The following is a 17,371-nucleotide window of genomic DNA, read 5'->3' as shown; positions in this document are numbered from 1 at the left end:
CGCCCACTGCGGGAGCTGCCGATGAGCGGGCAGTTGCTCGACGGAGCTGCCCGGGAACGGATCCGCACCGACACGGACGCGACGCTGTTCGTCGAGGCCGGCGCCGGGTCCGGGAAGACGCACGCGCTGGTCGAGCGGGTGCGGACGCTGGTGCTGCGGGACGGCGTACCGCTGCGGACGATCGCGGCCGTGACGTTCACCGAGAAGGCCGGGGCGGAGCTGCGGGACCGGCTGCGGGTCGAGTTCGAGAAGGCGCGGCGTACGGACGCCGGGTCGCTCGCGGACGCGGCGCTGGACGACCTGGACTCGGCGTCGATCGGTACGCTGCACGCGTTCGCGCAGCAGATCCTGCTCGCGCATCCGATCGAGGCGGGGCTGCCGCCGTTGATCGACGTACTGGACGAGGTCGGGTCGTCGGTCGCGTTCGAGGAGCGGTGGGCGGAGCTGCAGCAGCAGCTGCTCGACGACGACACGATCGCCGAGCCGTTGCTGCTCGCGATGGCGGTCGGTGTCGAGCTGAAGCACTTGCGGTCGCTGGCGCGGCTGTTCGGGAACGACTGGGACCTGATCGCGGACCGGGTGCTGGTCGAGCCGCCGGAGCTGGTGGCGATGCCCGATCTCACCGGGCTGATTGCCGCAGCCGCGCAGATCGGTGGGTTGGCGGAGACCTGCCTGGATCCCGAGGACCGGTTGCTGCCGAAGGTGGTGCAGATCCGCGAGCTCGGGCTGATGCTGGCGGCGGCGTCCGACCAGGAGACGCAGCTGTCGTTTCTGCAGGCGCTGCGTGGGCTGAAGATCGGCCGGATCGGGCGCAAGGAGAACTGGCCGGACATCGCGAAGGTGCGCGCGGACTGCGCCGAGGTGGTCGAGGTCGCCGGTTCGCTGGTCGAGCTGCTCCTTGATGCTTGCCTTCGGCATCTTTCACACTGGATCGCGGAGCGGGTGCTGGAGTCGGCCGAGCTGCGACGCGCGGACGGGCGGCTCGAGTTCCACGACCTGCTGGTGCTCGCGCGGGACCTGCTGCGGCGCGATGCCGACGTACGGGAGGAACTGCAGGAACGGTTCGAACGGCTGCTGCTGGACGAGTTCCAGGACACGGACCCGATCCAGATCGAGCTCGCCGTCCGCATCGCCGGCGGCGCCGAGGCATCCGCGGCCGACTGGCACGACGTCGAGGTCCCCGAGGGCCGGCTGTTCGTCGTCGGCGACCCGAAGCAGTCGATCTACCGCTTCCGCCGCGCCAACATCGCGACCTACCTCACCGCCCAGGAACTCCTCGGCGAAACGGTCGCCCTGACCACCAACTTCCGCACGGTCCCACCCATCCTCCAGTGGATCAACACCGTCTTCACCACCCTGATCCAGCCCCAAGAATCCGCCCAACCCGCCTACCAATCCCTCACCCCCCACCGCACCAACCCAGGCACCCCCACCACCCCAGCCACCCCTCCAGGCACCCCCACCACCGCCGACCCCCGGCCCCACTCCGGCCCCCTCCCCGACACAGACACCCCATCCCACCCCGGCACCACCCAGGGCAGGCCAACCCACAGCAGCACCCCAGGCGGCCCATCCCACCGCGGCGCCACATCGCACCCCGGCGCCCTCAGCGCCACCTCGGACCCCGGCACCCCCGGTGCCACCTCGCACGCCCGGACCCCCGGCGCCACATCCCACCCCCGCACCGCTCCGGGCGCCCCGTCCCGCCCTGGCGCTCCGGGCGCGAGTGCGCCGCCCGACCCCACGCGGGTCGCGGGTGACCAGCTCTCGATCTTCGACGAGCCCACCCTCTTCGACGAACCGGACGCGGCCGACGCGCACGACTTGGGCTCCGAACCGCACCCGAGCGACACAGCGGACCCAGCGGCAGCGGCGCCAGCACGCCCGGCGCCGGCGGACCCAGCGGACGCCGCCGACCAGCTCACCGATCTCGCCGAGGTGCTCCCGTTCCGCCGACGGAACGCCTCCGTCGACGCACCACTCAACGACCCACCCCCCGACGACCCAACCTCCGAGGCCTCCACCACCGAGGACCTCACCACCGAGGACCTCACCACCGAGGACCTCACCGCCGGGGACCTCACCGCCGAGAATCCCGCCGCCGGTCCCGCCGTCACGATCCTCGGCGCGGTCCAGCACGACGACCTCCCCCGCGCGCAAGCCTCCGTCCTCCGCGAGCGCGAGGCCACCGACGTCGCCGCCGTCATCGAGGAGGCGCTCCGCGACGGCTGGCTCGTGTACGACGACCGCGCCGGGACCTGGCGCCCCGCCGAGGCCGGCGACATCGCCGTACTCGTCCCGGCCCGTACCTCGCTCCCGTTCCTCGAGGACGCCCTCGACCGCGCAGACATCCCGTACCGCGCCGAGGCCAGCTCGCTCGTGTACCAGACCGCCGAGGTCCGCGACCTGCTCGCCTGCGCCCGCGCGCTCGGCGACCCGAGCGACCAGCTCGCGCTCGTCACGACCCTCCGCTCGCCGCTGTTTGGCTGCGGCGACGACGACCTGTTCACCTGGAAACGCAGCGGCGGCACCTTCACCCTCACCGCCCCGGTCCCCGACCAGCTCCTCACCCACCCGGTCGGCGACGCGATGGAGTGGCTCCGCCGCACGTACTACGCGGCCCGCTGGCTGACCCCCAGCGAGGTTCTCGCGAAGATCGTCGCCGACCGCCGCATGCTCGAGGTGGCCGCGATCGGCCCGCGTGCCCGCGACGCCTGGCGGCGGATCCGGTTCGTCGTCGACCAGGCCCGCGCCTGGTCCGAGGTCGAGCACGGCGGCCTCCGCTCGTACCTGGCCTGGGCTGCCCACCAGGGCGAGGAAACCTCCCGCGTCGCCGAGGCCGTCCTGCCGGAGACCGACGCCGACGCGGTCCGGGTGATGACGATCCACGCCGCGAAGGGCCTCGAGTTCCCGATCGTGATCCTGTCCGGCATGACCGCCTCGCCGAACCGGCAACGCGGCGTCCAGGTGCTGTGGCCCCAGTCCGGCGGGTACGCCGTCAAGCTCAAGTCCTCCGTCCAGACCGAGGACTTCGACCTGGTCCAGCCGGTCGACGAGCAGATGGACGACTACGAACGCCGCCGCCTGCTGTACGTCGCCGCGACCCGCGCCCGCGACCACCTGGTCGTCTCGCTGCACCGCTCCGGGAACCGCCGCCACACGAGCAACGCCGAGCTCCTCGCCACCGCCGGCGGCGTCGAAGCCCCGAACTCGACCCTCTTCACCGGCTCACCGGTTCCCGACCGCGAGCCCGCCGCGGCCCCCGACGTCACCCCGCCGATCTCCCGCACCGAGTGGGAGTCGCGCGCCGCCGCCGCGCAGGCCGCCAGCCGGTTCCGCTCCGCCCAGAGCGCGTCCGGCCTCGAAGGCACCGGCCCGGACGCCACCTTGACCGACGTCGACCCCGGTACGGCGAAGGGCGCCCGCGACGTCGAGCTCCCACCGTGGTCGAAGGGCCGGTACGGGACCGCGATCGGCCGCGCCGTGCACGCCGTACTGCAGGTCGTCGACCTCTCCACCGGCGCCGGCCTCGACGCCGCCGTTGCGACCCAGTGCCTCGCCGAGGGCGTCCTCGAGTTCACCGACGTCGTCACCGCGCTCGTCCGCTCGGCGCTGGCGTCCGACGTCGTACAGCGCGCCGCGGCCCGCGAGCACTGGCGCGAGTCGTACGTCGGCACGGTGCAGCCCGACGGCACGGTCCTCGAAGGGTTCGTCGACCTGATCTACCGCGAGGACGACGGCCGCCTGACGATCGTCGACTACAAGACCGACGCCATCCCGGCGGCCGCGTTGGAGAGCCGCGTCGCGTACTACGCCCCGCAACTCCAGGCGTACGCGCGGATCCTCCCCAACACCGGTCCGCCGATCCTGCTGTTCCTCAACCCGGGCGCGGCCGTCGAGCGCGTCGTACCGGCGGGCTAGCTGCTCAGATAACCGCCCAGCACGTCGATCCATCCGTCGAACGCGTCCAGATGCGCGTCGTGGCTCCCGCCTGCGATCAAAGCCCGCGCCGTCTGCGGCCGGCGACGGATCAACTCGTCCTGCTGTTCCACCGTGAACATGCCGTGCTCAGCGAACACCGCCAGCGTCGGCGGTTCGAGCTGCTCCCAATCCGCCGAGCGGTCCTCCTGCACCGCGGCAATCGTCGCCTCCATGACGTCCGCGTCGAACCGCGGCCGCAACCCGTCGGCCGCCCGCTCCAGATCGTTGCACCAGGCAACCGCCAACGGACCGTCCCCGAGGAACGCACGCGCCGCACTCTCATCGGCGAACGGCACCGGCCAGGACGCGAAGTACTGACCGATCTTGCGAGCTTCCTCGGGCCGGTCGTCCCCGGCCGCAATGCCCTCCAGCATCACCAGCCGCTCAACGAGATCCGGCCGCGCCGCCGCCGTCAGCATCGCGGTATGCGCACCCATCGACTGCCCGACCAGCCGGACCCGCTGCCCCGGAACAACCTCCTCGACAACCGCCACCACATCATCGACGTACGCCGTCCGGGAAACGTCCGCCGGCCGACGGGTACTGCGCCCGTGCCCGCGCTGATCGATCAGCAACACCCGGAAACTGTCGGTCAGCGCGTCCGCCGTCGGCAGGAACTCCCGCGAACTTCCGGCCAGCCCGTGCAGCAGCACGACCACCGGGCCGTCCCCGCCGCGATCGGTCACCGCGATCTCCACATCCCCACGCCGAATCATCACGGGCACATTCTCGACTAGGCGACCAGTCGCACGGCAAGTACGACGATGAGCGCGCTCGACGCAAGCGCGGTCGCGAGCCGGCCGCGGGCACCGGTCAGTACCCGTCCGAGCAGCGCACCGCCGCCCGCCAGCAGCAGTTGCCAACTCGCCGACGCCACGAATGCCGCCACCACGAACACGATCCGCCCGCCGACACCCGCGACTCCTGATCCCCCGAGTACCAGCGCCGCGAAGTAGACCACCGTCCACGGGTTCAGCATCGTCATCCCGAGCATCCCGAGGTACGCCGTCCACGCGCCGACCGGGGTTTCCTGTTGCAGGGCGAGGATCCGCTGCTCGCGATACCGCCGTACCGCCTTGGCCGCCCCCATCACCGCGAGGCCGATCAGCACGAGAACCGATGCCCAACGCAACGGTCCGACAATCGGCACGAGCAACGGTGCGAGCACCGAACCGGCTCCCGCGGCGACCGCGGCGTACACGCCGTCAGCCGAGGCGACCCCGAGTGCGGCGAATGCCCCGATCCGCAACGAACTCCGCGCCGTCAACGCCACCAGATAGGTCCCGACAGGCCCGACCGGCACGGCCACGCCGTACCCGGCCAAGAGCCCCGCGACCACCAGCCCGATCACGACTGACCGGGCATCGACCCCCAGCACAGAACGGCCTGCTGCTGAACCCGAGCCGCCGAGGCCACAGGTCCGATCCGCAACAGTCCGAGAGTCGTCGTCATGTCCTCATCATGCGGACCCGGTCAACCCAATTTGCATCGATGTTGACTAACCGGACCGAGGTCCGTATCGTCGAACCCGTAACCGGACCATAGTCCGATAAGACCGGAAGGCACCACCATGAGCACCCTGCTGCACATCGCGTCGTCACCCCGCGGCGACAAGTCCGAGTCGCTGCGGATCGCCGACACGTTCGTCGACGTGTACCGCGAGACGCACCCCGACGACGAGGTCGTCACCTGGAACCTGTGGGACGGCACCCTGCCGGAGTTCGGCCCCGCCGCGGCCGGCGCCAAGATGACGTTCATCGCGGGCGAACCCCTCGAGGCCGAGGAAGCCGCGGCCTGGGACGCCGTACAGGCAACCGTCCAACGCTTCCTCGCCGCGGACCGCCTCCTGTTCAGCGTCCCGATGTGGAACGCGGGCGTCCCGTACATCCTCAAACAGTTCATCGACGTCATCTCCCAGCCCGGCACCATCTGGGGCCTCGACCCGCACACCGGCTACGAACCCCTCCTCGCCGGCACCGGCCGCAAGGCAGCCGTGATCTACACCAGCGGCGTCTGGGGCCCAGCACTCGGCCCAGCCTTCGGCATCAACCACCAGTCCACCTTCTTCAACGACTGGCTCCACTGGACCGGCATCACCGACATCACCGAAATCCGCCACCACCCCACCCTCACCGGCGACGCCACCCAGTCCCGCGAAGCGGCCCTGTCCGACGCCCGCTCCACAGCCAAGACCTTCTAAGAACGAGCCGATCCCCACGCGCCGATCACCGTGCCCAACCCGGACTGCGGCCCGACCGCAAGTAAGGTCCGCAGCCCGGTCAGGAACTCCTGGAACGCCGACATCCGTACCCGAGGCAGCGATGTGCACCAACTCAAACGCTGCATCTGAGGTTGTCGGGCGCCTCCACAGCCAACGCAGCGAACATGTCCTCGATCGCCGCCGGCGTCACCCTGCAGTACCGCGTCCTCGACCGGATCGCGGCTCCCATCCGCCGTACCCCCGGAACGCCCGCAGCATCGTCTCCTGCACGCCGTCATTCGCGTGATCCCAGCCAACGAGCATCCGGTAGCAGTACGACGTCAAGCCGCGCTCCCCACCAGCTACTCGTGAAGTGGCCAGATCCTCACGATCACGTACGACCGCCCGAGTGTGCACCGGGCGTCGCGGCGATCCGCGCGGCCAACTCGTCGCTGACCGGGTACGGACGCTCAACCGGCAACACCGCCTCCGCGGCAGCAGCCGACGTACGGGCGAGATCCCGCACGTGCTGCATCTCCGCGGTGACCTCCTCGATCCCCACGATCCACTCGTGCACGTAGCGGCGCACCGCATCCCCCGACAACCCGATCTGGATCGAACGCACCCGCGGCTGCGGCGTCAGCGTCACCGTCTGCTCCGGATCCCACTGGATCCGCACCGGCGCCCCAGTCAACGACTGCTTCCACGCGGCCTCGGACTCGTGAAACCCCGCCTGGTAATGCGAAAGCACCCCTCGCCCCAAAGCCCACTCGAACCCACTCCGCCGAATCCAAACCCGCAACACCCGCGTCTGCCCCGGCTTCGTCCCCCACCCCGACCGATAAGCCATCCACAAGTACGACGGCTTGATCCACGTCATCCGCCCCATCCCGAACGGCTCCACAAATGTCCCGGCCCGCAACGCCGGCTCCGCGATCTCCGGCGAATACGCCTGATAGACCGCCACCGCCCCCTCGCCGTACAAGGCCCGAACCTGCCGAAGCACACCGCTCTCCATACTCAAGAATGCCAGAAGCTTCCTGACTGCGGTCCGAGCTACCCGCACAGCTCGCCCACTCGGCTCGTCACGGCCGACTTGAACGGGTCAGAAGCCGACGACGCGGATCGTCAACTCTCGTCGACCTGCGTCGCACCGGCGGCCGTGAGGAGCCAACGGAGGGCGCCGGTCGGCGATGGGTCGCCGTCGGTCTCGACATAGACCAGGAGTTGACGCGGACCGGCTACTTCTGCCCCCAGCCAGTACCAGGTCCGATTCTCCGGTTCGAGCCACCATAACCAGTCCGAGAGCGACCACTGCGACGCTTCGTCCGCCGTCGCCTGCTCGTCCGACGACAGGCTTTGCCACCAGATCAGGTCCGCCTGCTCCTGCTCTGGCGTCTTCTCCGGTGCGCAGGCAAGAACGAACCAGGCAGGCATCTCGCTCCGCCACGTCGGAAGGTCGGGCCAGTCTGCTGCTGGGTGCTGAAGGACCGCCACCATGACGTCACGGCATCGGTTCAGCAGGACCGCGCTGTCTGCGGACTCCGCAGACAACCGAATACCCGCCCCCATCGCTTCCGCCGGATCATTCCCGCGCAGACGCCGCAACTCCTCATCACGGTTCAACAAATGATCCTTCCACTACCGGGCTGTACCTGCTCGAGTAACTCTGGAAAGTGACAGCTTCGCAGACCGAACTGGTCGCCGGCTTTCGACCGGTCGACTGACAGTGGAGCTCTGGGGTTGGCTTTCGCGGCACGCTCACTAACCGCGGCTCGGCGAAGCGAGTCGACATACGAGCGAGGTACCTCGAAGGCCTTCATTTGACTGTCGCCGTACCCCTGACTGTGACGTCGCTGGTAATAGCTCAGTGCGCGCTCCTTGTCACCGAAGTTCAGGAACAGCATTCCCTGGCCTTGAATTGATACATCTCCGGTGTCTCCGATCAGCAGCCTTCGGTTGCCAGCTCCTTCGATGCGGTAAACCGTCACCATCTCCGGTCCGGCGCGCTCTACGAGCGCAGCCGCTGGGATCCTGGTCGCAACCAGTCCGACAGCAATCTGCGCAGCCAGTTGGGAGCAGTTGCCCTTCAGGACGCAGGCCTCGGAGTCGAGGATGCCGGCGGTGCCGGCGGAGATTACGCCGGTGGCGGAGGAGATTTCGAGGAAGATGGGGATGGCGGGGGCGCAGGCTCGGGCGATGGCGCAGATGACGGCGCCGGCGAGGGCGGCGGTGGAGATGTAGCCGGAGATGTGGGAGACGTCGGTGAGGGTGCCTTCTACGTCGTCCAGGCCTTGGAGGTCGGTGGTTTTGAGAGGGTTGCCGGTGGTGTAGGCGTAGGGGTTGGCGGAGCCGGCCTGGTCTGTGGTGAGGAAGGTGCCGGTGGTGGGGTTGTACTCGCGTTGGCCGAGGAGGTAGTTGCCGGTGGGGAGTTTGAGGCCGCCGATGTAGCCGGGAGTTGGCTGGGCGGATGGTGTGCCGGACGTGGTGGGTGGATCTGCGGGGCCCGCTCGGGTTTGGCCGTAGGGCTCGTAGTCGTGCTGGGTTGGCTTCGTGGTTGCGGTGGTGAGGAGCGAGCCGTTCGGTGCGGTGGTGAGGGGGGTCCGAGTGGCCCCGGCTTGTTCGGCGAGGAGGCTGCTGCCGTAGAGGTAGCGGGTCGGTTTGGCGTCGGTGGAGGTATTGAGGATCTGGGGTGAGAGCGGGTCCCACAGGTAGCGGGTGGTCTGGCGGCCGGTGCTGGAGGTGGCTCGGCGGCCGTCTCCGGAGTGGGTGTACGTCGTGGTGGCGCCGGCTGTCGTCGAGGTGACGGGCTTACCGGCGGCGGACCAGGTGTACGTCGTGGTGCCGTCGGAGGTGAGGTTGCCGTCCTTGTCGTACGTGTAGGAACGGGCGGACGGCGGGGCGAGAGGGTAGTCGGCCGGTGTGGTGATCGCGGCCCGGAGCTCGTTGGAGGCGCCGTACAGGGACCACGTGCTCCCGGATGGGCGTTGCTCCCAGGTGCGATTGCCGCTTCCGTCGTACGCGTAGCGGATGGAGTTGGCGGCTGTCAGACGATTGAGCGGGTCGTATTCGTACGACGCCTCGCCCGCGACGGAGTCGTTCGAGTGGGTGAGGTTGTCGGCTGCGTCGTACGCAGACGTGATGGTGCGGACAGGGCGGGCGTTCTGCGTGACGGACAACGAGGTTGTTCGGCCGCGGAGGTCCACCTGCTCGGTCTTGACCAGTCCGCCCGGCTGCGTCGTGGTGATCGTTCCGCCGGCGAGGTCGTAGCGATACGACGCGAGCGCCTTCCCGTCGGCGGTGGCGGAGACGAGGCGGTCGACAGGGTCCCAGGTGTACGACTCCGTGTGGCCGGCGGCGGTCCGTCCTGCGAGGTTCCCAACCGCGTCCCACTGGTACCTCACAACCCCGGACGGGCCTGTCGACGACGACAAGTGGTCGAAGCTGTCGTACCCGAAGCGGGTGACACCGGTCCCGTCGGTCATCGACGTACGGCGGCCCGCGGCGTCCCAGGTGAAGCTGACGGCGGGGGTCTTGTCGGAGTAGGCGATCCGTAGCGGCGCACCGCGCGCATCCAAAGTGAAGGACGCGCTCCTACCGGAGGGCAGCGTCGTACGGATCAGGCGTCCGGCCTTGTCGTAGGTGAACCGCCAGGTCCGGTCTCCGTACGTCGCCTCGGTAGTGCGACCGGCGCCGTCATAGGTGAAGGTCTGCGCGCGGCCGCCGGCGTCCACCGTCTTGGTGACTCGCCCCGAGGCGTCGTAAGCCGTCGTGGCCTCGGGCAACGACGGTCTGGTGACACCAACCACCGCGCCCGACCCGTCGTAACGCAGCTTCGTCGTGCCCCCACGGGCGTCGACCAGCGTCGACACTCGGCCCTGCGCGTCGTAGGTCTGCCTTGTCGAGACACCGAGCGCGCCGTGCTGTTCGAGCGGCTGGTCGTCGTCGTTGTAGGAGACCGTGCTGACCGCACCGCGCGGAGACGTCACCTTGACCGGTCGTCCCCACCCGTCGTACTCGACTCGTGTCATCTGGCGTGCAGGATCCACGACGCGCACCAGGTCGCCGTCGACGGAGTAGGCATACTGCGTGGTGCGCCCCAGCGGATCACGGGACGCGGTCACCAGCCCGCGCCGGTCGTAGGTGACCGACGAGGTCCGGCCGCCGTACGACGTGCCTGTCGGGTTGCCGCGGGCGTCATAGCTGTACGTCGTGCGCCGCCCGAGCGGATCCACTGTCACAACGACGTCGTTCCGCGGGTTGTACGTCCGCCGGGTGACGGCGCCGGCCGCGTCCGTCGACGCCACCACCCGACCGAGCGCGTCGTACTCGTGCCGCGCACCGTGTCCGAGGTTGTCGAAGACGCGGATCAGGTTGCCCTCGGCGTCGTAGTGGAACGTCGCGGTGGCGCCGGTCGGATCGGTCTGGCGGATCAGCCAGTTCCGCTCGTACTCGTTGAGCCACTTACCGCCGGTCGGGTCGGTCATCGTGGACGTGCCGCGGATGCCGTCGGTGTCCCAGGACCAGGTGGATCGGCCGCCGTCCCCGTCTGTCTGCGCGACGACACGCCCGTCGGTGTCGTACTCCGTCACGAACGCGGTCGCGTCGCCCACGCGCTCGGACGTGAGCCGCCGGTCCACGTACTCGTACTGCGTCCGGATCCCGCCCGGTGAGACGGCCGCTGCCAGGTGACCGTCCGCGTACTCGTACCGCACGGTCCGCGGTGCGACGCCCGGACCGGACAGCCGCACCGAGGTGAGCTGTCCCTGAGAGTCGTAGTCGTACGACAGCGAGCGTCGACCGTTTGCGACCGTCTGGACCCGCCCCGCGGCGTGCGAGATCGTCACGCCTTGACCGTTGCGATCCCGGATCGCCTCCAGTTCGCCGGACGTGGAGAACTGCATCCGAGTCTGGTCGATGCTCGTCAGGAGGTACGTCGACCCCGACCGCGCCAGCGTGAACCGCCCAGGCCCGGCCTCCACCGCGAACGCGGGGCCCTTCCGCGTGAAGCCGATCTCGCGCCCGTCCGACGCCAGGTACCGCGCGCCGGTCGCCGACAGGACCAGACGGTCCGAGTACGACGATCGCCATCCGACGCCCAGCGCACCGGCGACGGTGTCGTTCGAGTTGTACGTCCGGGTGACCGTCAGCGGCAGTCCGACGGCCGTCACGGAGGCATCGGTCTCGACGGCGGCCAGCGCGCCGGTCAGCGAGTTGACCGGATCGGACTGCATCGCGAACGGGCCGAAGAACGCGCGTGCCTGCTTGTCCGGGAGCACGAACCCGGGCGCCCCGGCGTAGATCATCACGTTGGCTGCCGCCGAGCCCTTGCCGTTCGTCAGCGAGACGGACAGCAGGTTCGGCGAGCCGATGAACTTGCAGTCGAGCGGAACGTGGACGGACCAACTCAACGACTGGCTGCGGGCGGGCTGTGGTTTGGGGGCGTTCGTGCAGGGCCAGTGGTCGACCTGCCAGACGCGGGCGTCGGTCATGCGCAGGTTGCACAGGTCGATCGGGGTGTTGACGGTGTGCGCCTGAAAGTCCAGGGTGAGGCCGGTGCCGGCGTGGGCCATGCCGCCGTCGAGGGCGAGCTGGTCGCCGCTGCTCAGCAGTTGGCCCTCGGCGGAGACGGCGAGGTCGGGGTGCAGGCAGTAGTAGGCATCCGGCGGGGTGGCCTGGGCGGGTGCTGCGAGGGATGCGAGCAGGAGGACGGGCAGGACGAGGGCGAGGAGTCTGCGCACGGTTTGCCTCCTCTCAGTCGTGGGGTTGTGACAGAGAGTTTATGGTGAACGGCACTCCGGCGGCGGGGATGATTACAGGTTGTGGACAACGGGAAGTGACCCTGGCGTGCAGGTCCCCCGGAAGTCGCTACGATCTGCGGAAACAGTGTGAGGAACGTTCGAATGATGGTCCGCCCGCTGGCGGGTCTGCCACCAAGAGTGTGAGGGTGTGGCTCATGAACATCGGTACCCGGAAGATCGTCGTCGACGAGGCGATCGCGCAGTTGCGGCTGTACGCCGAGACGAACGGCGCCGTGCTGCAGTACTACGACGGGCTGCCGGGGATGACCACCGTCGGCGGCTCCGACCCGAACCGGATCACGTTCGAGGACCTGGCCCGGACGATGGTGATCGGGTCGGACCTGCGCGCGATGGACATCCCGTGGCTGCTCGAGGTCGAGACCGAGAAGGAGCTGGCGGCGATCCCGGTGGACGCGCGGCTCGAGGACGCGGCGCCGGGCAGCGAGCTGTTCGAGGCGGCGATGGCGCTGGACGACAAGTTCACCGGGCACCGCGGGTTCGGGCACGCGAAGAAGTCGAAGCTGCTGCACCTGAAGCGGCCGTACCTGTATCCGGTCACGGACAGCTTCATCCGAATGACCTACGGTACGTCGGCGGCCGGCTCGGCGTTCCTGGCGGCGGTCCGCGACGACCTGGTCAACCCGGCCAACATCCGCGACTTCAAGCTGCTCCAGGTCCGCCTGATCGCGGAGCCGGCCACCAGCGCCGCCCGGCTGCTCGGCGAGGTGCCGACGCTGCGCCTGCTCGACATCCTCGCCTCGCTGCTGGGGGAAGCGAAGTAGCTACAGCACCCCGAGCCGCGCGAGCGGCTCCACCAGTTCGCGCTCCTCGTAGGACAGGTGCGACAGCAGCGTGTCGTCGAGCAGGTCCATGGCGGCGCGCAGTCCGTCGATGCTGCCTGAGCCGTCAACGAGCGCGACCAACGCTTTGTCGACACCTTCCAGTACGTCGTGGATGATCTTGTGCTCCTCCTGCAACCGGTCCACGACCGGCGCCAGCGCAGGGTCAGCGCGCCGGAGATGCGGGAAGAGCGACGCATCCTCCAGCGAGTGGTGCGTAGTCACCAGCCGGCAGTACGACTCGCAGTACGTCCCCAGCGTCCAGTTGTTCTGCCGCATGGTCATCGTGTTGATGTGTGACCGAGCAGCACCGATCCCGAGCGTCCCAGCAGCGACCTGCTCCACCAGATCACGCACTTGTTCAAGCTCAGCACGCAGATGGTCGTGTACGTCGATCAGGTGCTGCCCCGACTGCAGCTGGTACGGCGTATACGTCCGCGATGGGTCCTGACCAGGCCCGGTTGGCCGCGCCGACTCGTCCAGCAGCTGTACTGCGCTACGTCGCACAGCCGGAGGTGGTGTCGGTACGACGCCAAAGCTGGACACCGGAGCCGGAGGAACCACGGCGCCGGACCGTGCCGCCTCAACAGCCTCACGTACGCCGGTAGCCACTTCAGCGAAGCGCCTGATGTCGTCAGGGTTGTCCGAGGCAAGGATGTACGTGCTGATGCCCTCCCCCAGCGTCAGCTCGGTCAGCTGGTCGATCCACACCTCCTCAGGGCCCTGCAGGAATCCACCGCGCCCGCTGAACTGCCCGGCGATGTTGTAGAGCCGCCTGATCGCCGCAGGCTCCCGGCCGGCGTCAACAGCCGCCTCGTCGATCACCTTGTTCATAGCGGCCAGCTCGTCCGGCCCGGCGTACCCGCTGCTCGGCAGCCAGCCGTCGGCGAGCCGTCCGGTCAGAGCCAGCATGCGGGGCTTGTACGCGCCCAGCCAGATCGACACGTCGTGCGCGGGCGCCGGGCCGCGCTTGGCACCGGCCACCGTGTAGTGCTTGCCCTCAAGGCGGATCCCACCGCCTCCAGGCGTCCAGACCTCGCGCATGATCGCGATGGCCTCCTCCAGAGCGGTAATGCTCTGCCCTGTGGTCAGCCGCGGCCCAGCGTTGGCCGCAACGGCCTCCAGGAACCCGCCGGCACCGAGCCCTAGCTCCACACGGCCACCCGTAATGAGGTCCAACGTCGCGACGCTGCGCGCCAGGACCACGGGGTGGCGCAACGGGAGGTTGGCTACGTTGGTGGTCACCTTGATGCGCTCGGTCTGCGCGGCGACGACGGACAGCAGCGTCCACGCGTCCATCAGCCGCGGCTGGTACGGGTGGTCCTGGAAGCTGACCAGGTCCAGCCCGACCTGTTCGGTCAGCTGAGCCAGCGCGATCACCCGGTCCGGGGCGTCGACCGCGGGGGTCAGGAACGTGCCGAAGACCAACTCATGCCCATAGTCCATGCGGCAAAACTACTTCGCTAGGTGAATAATCTCAACTACAGAACATCTACTGCCGGACGAGCAGCGCGAACGCCTCGACCGGACTGAGCTCGGCACCGCGCGCGTACGCCGCCTGGTAGTCCGGAGCCGAGGCCGCCGCGGCGACCGCGCGGTCGAGGTCCTCCGTTTCGGTGGCGGCCCTCAGGTAGTTCTCGGACGCCCGAGTGGCCGCCGTACATCCCAGCAGGACCGCTGCGAGTGTCTTGTCCGGATGGCACCCGGCAATCCCCTCGAGCGCCCAGCACATGCCGCGGAGCGAGTCGAACTCCTCCGACACCCGAAAAGCCTCCACGTGCAGCTCGAGGGCGTCCGCCAGCCGCCCCTGCAGCTCCCTGACGAACCCGAGCTCGTCCAGCACCAGCGACAGGTACAGCACGGCCTCCTGCTGCTGGCGTGCGACGTCGATCAACACCTGCAACCGCTCCGACGCCTCGTCCAGAGCCCCGGTACGACGAGCCGCGAACGCCAGCACGATCTCCGCCAACGCCTGCGTGGCGCGCTGCCCCTGCTCGGTGGCCAGCCGTACTGCGCGCTCGCCGTACGACCGTGCCGCGTCGTAGCGGCCCTGCCGGATCGACGTCCAACCGAGCATGCCCAGCTCGTTCGCCAGCTCCGGCCAGAGCCCGATCTCTTCAGCAGCCGCCACGCCTTCCAGGTGCAGCCGTTCCGCCTCGTCGAAGTCACCGACAAGCTCCGCGTGCGCTCCGAACCAACTGGTCGCCTGCAGCACGCCCCACCGGTCCCCCAACGCCCGGAAGATCGTGATGCTCCGGAAAGCGTCGTCGTACAGCGCCGGCAGGTCGGCTCGTACATGCGCATGCTTCGCCCGTGCCGCCAGGACGGCGCCAACGCCCCACTGGTCGCCGTCTGCTTCAAAACGCTTCAGTGCGCTGTCCAGCAACGTCTGACACCCAGCCAGGTCACCTGCATCGCTAGCGGCGTAACCGATCCACCACTGCCCCAGAGCATCGGCAGCATCGATCCAGCGGTCCCGCTCCACGGCAGCCTCAGGACGCCCCAGCAGGTACAAGTACCCGGCCCGCCAGACCCCAGCACGCGCTGACCCCGGTACTGCTTCCAGCGACCGCAGGGCCTCCAAATGACGCCCACGCAGGAACCAGTACCACGCCAACGCGACCACAAGCCGCTCAGCCAACTCCAACTGCCCCGTGGCCACAGCACGATCCAACGCCGTCCTGAAGTTGGCCGAGTCCTCGTCCAGCAACTGCAACCAGCGACCCTGCTCCGCACCGAACAGCTCCGCCGCCTCGGCCAGCGACACGTAGTATTCCAAGTGCCGCTGCCGCACAGTCTCTAACTCGCCGGCGTCCTGCAGCTTGTCCATGCAGTACGCCGCCACCGACTCCAGCAACCGGAACCGCGTCCCGTCGACAGGTACGACGAGCGACCGGTCGACTAGCCGCACCAGCACATCCAGTACGTCGTCCGTACCGCAAACAGCCGCCGCCGCTTCCGCCGTACAGCCATCTGCAGGTACGGCGAGCCGCTGCAGCACGGACTGCTCCGCCGGGTCGAGCAGCTCCCAGCTCCAGTCGATCATCGCGTGCAACGTCTGCTGCCGTGGCGCCGCACCGCGATGCCCGGTCGCCAGCAACCGGAAGCGGTCGTCCAGCCGCGCCACCAGACCACGCACGCCCAGCGCCCGTACTCGTGTCGCCGCAAGCTCCAGCGCCAACGGAATCCCGTCCAGCCGCCGGCACAGCACCGCCACATCGGCAACCGTCTCCGAGGTCAGAGCGAACCCACGTGACGCCGCAGCAGCCCGTGCGACGAACAACTGCACCGCACTGCACTCCTGCACCGTCTCTGGCTCGGAATCAACGCCCGGGATCACCAGCGGCGGAACGCTCCACACCACTTCACCAGCCAGCCCCAGCGGCTCACGGCTCGTAGCCAGCACCTGGAGCCCCGGAGCCGCTGCCAGCAACCGGTCGGCCAGTACTGCGACCTCCTCAACCACCTGCTCGCAGTTGTCCAGCACAAGCAGCCGGGAGCCCATCACCGCGGCCAAGCGATCGACAATGGCCTCTCCGGTGTCCCGCAGATCCAAAGCGGCCTGCACGGCATCGGTGAGCGCATTACTGACCGACAAAGCATCCGGTGTCACCGCAGCCAGTTCCACCAGCACCACACCGTCAGCGAACCGATCAGCCACTGCAGCAGCCGCTCCGAGAGCCAGACGGGTCTTGCCAACACCACCAGGCCCAGTCAGCGTCAGCAACCGAGCCGTGCCGCAGAGAGCAGCGCCAAGCTCAGCCAGAGCGTCGTCCCGACCAATCAGCTCGGTCAGCTGGGCCGGCAGGTTGTTCCGCGCGTGCGGCAGTTCTTGCGTGAGAATCGACTGCTGGAGCGCCACCAACGACGGACTGGGGTCCAGGCCGAGCTCTTCCAACAGCAGCGAGCGCGCCTCGTCAAAACTCGCCAGGGCCTCGCTCTGACGCCCCGCACGGTACAAGGCCCTCATGTGCGCGGCCCGCAATCCCTCACGCAGCGGGTGCTCACGCACGAGGTCCGACAGGTCAGCCACCGACAGGTCCGCCCGCTCGCACACACTCAGCCGCTCGTCCGTCAGCCTGGCCACAGCCGTCTCGACAAAAGCCTCGTCAGCAAAGTCCGCGTACGCCGGCCCACGCCACAACCCCAAGGCCTCCTCAAGAGCCCCCGCAGCAACCACCTCACGGAAGCGGACGGCGTCACACGACCCGCGTTCCAAGTCGATCGAATACCCCGCCGGCCCTGACCGCACCAGCGAGCGACTACCTGGCTCGGCGTCCTCAAACGCGCGCCGCAGCTGCGACACCTTCGCCGACAGGGTCCCTGACGGGTTACCCGGCAGCGCACTGCCCCACAGGTGGTCGATCAGCCGGTCAGCAGGCACCGGACGCCCTTCGTGCACCAGCAAGTCGGCCAGCAACGCACGCACCTTCAGCCCCTGGATGACCACGGGCGTTCCCGCGTCCGTCCAGGCCGTCACCGGTCCCAGCACCCCGAAGCGCACGACCGAACACTAACCGGAAAGAAACCGTAAACGCCTTCCGGCAGAG

General features: G+C 69.0%; 10 protein-coding genes. 3 read left to right on the top strand and 7 right to left on the bottom strand.

Features of this window, described 5'->3' with window-relative positions; genetic code table 11:
- Positions 1 to 21: 21 nt before the first annotated feature.
- A complete protein-coding gene (locus ACFV9C_RS32950; protein WP_380199617.1) occupies positions 22 to 3,921 on the top strand; it encodes a UvrD-helicase domain-containing protein in 3,900 nt (1,299 codons plus the stop codon).
- On the opposite strand, the gene ACFV9C_RS32945 is transcribed toward ACFV9C_RS32950, so the two are convergent.
- Both ACFV9C_RS32945 and ACFV9C_RS32940 read right to left on the bottom strand, forming a co-directional pair.
- Positions 3,918 to 4,697, bottom strand: a complete 780-nt coding sequence (locus ACFV9C_RS32945) for an alpha/beta fold hydrolase (protein ID WP_380200056.1) — start codon at positions 4,695 to 4,697, stop codon at positions 3,918 to 3,920. The genes ACFV9C_RS32950 and ACFV9C_RS32945 overlap by 4 nt on opposite strands.
- Before the next feature lie 17 nt (positions 4,698 to 4,714).
- Complete coding sequence (locus tag ACFV9C_RS32940; RefSeq protein WP_380199615.1) at positions 4,715 to 5,359, bottom strand: LysE family transporter; 645 nt, start codon at positions 5,357 to 5,359, stop codon at positions 4,715 to 4,717.
- Positions 5,360 to 5,551: 192 nt separating this feature from the next.
- On the opposite strand from ACFV9C_RS32940, the gene ACFV9C_RS32935 reads away from it, so the two are divergent.
- Complete coding sequence (locus tag ACFV9C_RS32935; RefSeq protein WP_380199613.1) at positions 5,552 to 6,181, top strand: FMN-dependent NADH-azoreductase; 630 nt, start codon at positions 5,552 to 5,554, stop codon at positions 6,179 to 6,181.
- A gap of 391 nt (positions 6,182 to 6,572) precedes the next feature.
- Here ACFV9C_RS32935 and ACFV9C_RS32930 read toward each other — a convergent pair whose 3' ends face one another.
- The 3 genes from ACFV9C_RS32930 to ACFV9C_RS32920 form a co-directional block, all read right to left on the bottom strand.
- Entirely contained in the window at positions 6,573 to 7,187 is a 615-nt protein-coding gene (locus ACFV9C_RS32930; protein ID WP_380199611.1) for a DUF4291 domain-containing protein, read from the bottom strand.
- 122 nt (positions 7,188 to 7,309) lie between these two features.
- Positions 7,310 to 7,807 carry a hypothetical protein gene (locus ACFV9C_RS32925; RefSeq protein WP_380199609.1) on the bottom strand — a complete coding sequence of 166 codons (498 nt, stop codon included), beginning with the start codon at positions 7,805 to 7,807 and terminating at the stop codon, positions 7,310 to 7,312.
- Positions 7,804 to 11,922: a DUF6531 domain-containing protein gene (locus ACFV9C_RS32920; RefSeq protein ID WP_380199607.1), complete on the bottom strand. Its 4,119-nt coding sequence runs from the start codon at positions 11,920 to 11,922 to the stop codon at positions 7,804 to 7,806. Before ACFV9C_RS32920 ends, ACFV9C_RS32925 begins: the two co-directional genes overlap by 4 nt.
- A gap of 215 nt (positions 11,923 to 12,137) precedes the next feature.
- On the opposite strand from ACFV9C_RS32920, the gene ACFV9C_RS32915 reads away from it, so the two are divergent.
- Positions 12,138 to 12,764, top strand: coding sequence for a DUF6308 family protein (locus tag ACFV9C_RS32915; RefSeq protein ID WP_380199605.1), 627 nt, complete (start codon positions 12,138 to 12,140; stop codon positions 12,762 to 12,764).
- On the opposite strand, the gene ACFV9C_RS32910 is transcribed toward ACFV9C_RS32915, so the two are convergent.
- Positions 12,765 to 14,267: an LLM class flavin-dependent oxidoreductase gene (locus ACFV9C_RS32910; protein WP_380199603.1), complete on the bottom strand. Its 1,503-nt coding sequence runs from the start codon at positions 14,265 to 14,267 to the stop codon at positions 12,765 to 12,767. It lies immediately after the preceding gene.
- Between the two features lie 46 nt (positions 14,268 to 14,313).
- Positions 14,314 to 17,325 (bottom strand): BTAD domain-containing putative transcriptional regulator, encoded by a 3,012-nt coding sequence (locus tag ACFV9C_RS32905; protein WP_380199601.1) that lies wholly within the window; start codon positions 17,323 to 17,325, stop codon positions 14,314 to 14,316.
- Between the last annotated feature and the right edge of the window lie 46 nt (positions 17,326 to 17,371).

Source organism: Kribbella sp. NPDC059898 (assembly GCF_042730855.1).
GTDB lineage: Bacteria > Actinomycetota > Actinomycetes > Propionibacteriales > Kribbellaceae > Kribbella.
This window is presented reverse-complemented; position numbering and strand designations above follow the sequence as displayed.